A 1832-nucleotide genomic window follows, 5' to 3' on the forward strand; every position below is an offset into this window, starting at 1 on the left:
ACGAAAGCCTGAATTAAGTGATTCTATCTCCATACAACCCCTACAACAGACTGATCTACCTTCCGTGGTCTCGTTATACAATGTGAGTTATGCGGACACCCCCGAATTCTTTCTTCAAGGGGCTAACAAGAAAGAGCTCTCAGGCTTCAGGCCAGGAGTTTCTTTCTAAGGGTTATACTGAGGTGGTCTTCCACAAATTTGGCCTTCTCTGGGCGCTTGACTAGATGTTAATAATGTGCCAAAGTTAAGATAATCATTTCACTTTTTTACCTATATGGCAAAAAAACTGAATCCAATACTAGTTCAAAATGAGTTGTCTAGAAAAAAAATATTCATCTTTACACCGCTTGAATTTGAGCGTCTCTTTGGTGTTTCTTCAAAAGCAACTACATCTTTCATTTTTGACCATACTAGGAAAAACCTGTTCTCAAAGTTGAGAAACGGACTCTACGCGTTAACTTCAAATTTGCCCTCCGAACTTCTGATTGCCAACAAACTTTATCAACCTTCTTATATTTCCTTAGAATATGCTCTTTCCTATCATCACCTCATTCCAGAAACTGTCTACACCATTACCTCAGCCACCACCAAACCTACCCGGGAGTTTGAGGCTTTGGATAAGATCTATCATTACTACAAGATCAAAAGGGAAGCCTTTTTAGGCTATGAGCCTAAGAAGATTGATGGAGTGACGGTTCTTATCGCTGAACCAGAAAAGGCCCTTGTGGATTACCTCTATTTTGTGAGTCTAAAGAAAAAAGCTCTTAATGAGAGGCTGACAACTAAGAATCTCAACAGGAGAAAAGTCCTTGAGTACGCAGAAGCTTTTAAAAGAGAAGGCCTACTTAGACTTATGGAGAAAATTCTATGATTGGCAGAGATCTGGTAAAAAACCTTGCCACCAGGTCTCAAACCAGTGAACTCAATGTAGTTCGCGAATATTGCCAGCATTTATTTTTGTCCTACTTTTATCGGCAAAAGGGATCTGAAAAGGTTCTTTTCAAAGGTGGGACAGCTTTAAAAATTATCTACGGGAGTCCACGATTTTCGGAGGATCTAGATTTTTCAGGCTTTAACGTCTCAATTCCCTTAATCGAAGAGCTGGCGGAAAAGGCTCTTTTGGAGATTGAAAGAGAAGGAATTGGAGTCGAAATATTGGAGTCAAAAGAGACTTCAGGGGGCTATTTATCTATTATTGCTCCTGGCTTTCTTGATTACAAAGTCAGAATCCAACTTGAGATTTCTCTGAGAAAAGAGAGTGCTGTTGAAGGTATTGTTGTCCTTATAGCCAGTGATCTTCTTCCGCCTTACACCCTACTTCAACTTCCAGAAGACCTTTTAGTGGCGGAAAAGGTCGAAGCTCTTTTCAGAAGAAGGAAACCCAGAGATTTTTTTGATCTTTATTTTGTCTTAAGAAGCCGCCTTACTATTCCAGAAGACTATAGGAAAGCCCACCAGTTAAAGGATCGAATTTTAGAATTATTGGAATCGGAGAAGATTGATTTTAGAGGAGAGCTGAAACTATTCTTACCTCGGAGCCATCAGGCGATCCTTAAGAATTTTGCAACGTCTTTGGGCAATGAGATAGAGAGATATTTGTAGAAAAAATCTTCACCGAAACACAACATTGGTAGATCTTTCGCGTAACGGAAGACTTTAGAAGTTTCTCTCTGATGACTATGTCACATAGTCATTTTCGACGCAATGACAAAAAGGAAGTTGCCAAAACAGACTAACTAGATACTTTATAGTTTAGGTAGATTGACCTAAGGGTGGGTTGACCTAAATGCTCGAGTTCTTTTATCTACGAAAGCCTGAATTAAGTGATTCTA

General features: G+C 39.5%; 2 protein-coding genes. Both read left to right on the plus strand.

Going from position 1 to position 1832, the window contains the following annotated elements; all coding sequences use genetic code 11:
* Positions 1-274 precede the first annotated feature (274 nt).
* Positions 275-871 (plus strand): type IV toxin-antitoxin system AbiEi family antitoxin domain-containing protein, encoded by a 597-nt coding sequence (locus HW443_RS10960; protein WP_176235355.1) that lies wholly within the window; start codon positions 275-277, stop codon positions 869-871.
* On the plus strand, positions 868-1602 hold the full coding sequence (locus HW443_RS10965) for a nucleotidyl transferase AbiEii/AbiGii toxin family protein (protein WP_176231844.1): 735 nt from the start codon (positions 868-870) through the stop codon (positions 1600-1602). The genes HW443_RS10960 and HW443_RS10965 overlap by 4 nt, the downstream gene beginning before the upstream one ends.
* Positions 1603-1832 lie beyond the last annotated feature (230 nt).

The organism is Candidatus Hakubella thermalkaliphila (assembly GCF_013281975.1).
Lineage (GTDB): Bacteria > Actinomycetota > Humimicrobiia > Hakubellales > Hakubellaceae > Hakubella > Hakubella thermalkaliphila.

Excerpts from the sequence above, each read along its gene's own strand:
- HW443_RS10960 (WP_176235355.1), top strand. The coding sequence starts at position 275 with ATGGCAAAAAAACTGAATCCAATACTAGTTCAAAATGAGTTGTCTAGA.
- HW443_RS10965 (WP_176231844.1), top strand. The coding sequence starts at position 868 with ATGATTGGCAGAGATCTGGTAAAAAACCTTGCCACCAGGTCTCAAACC.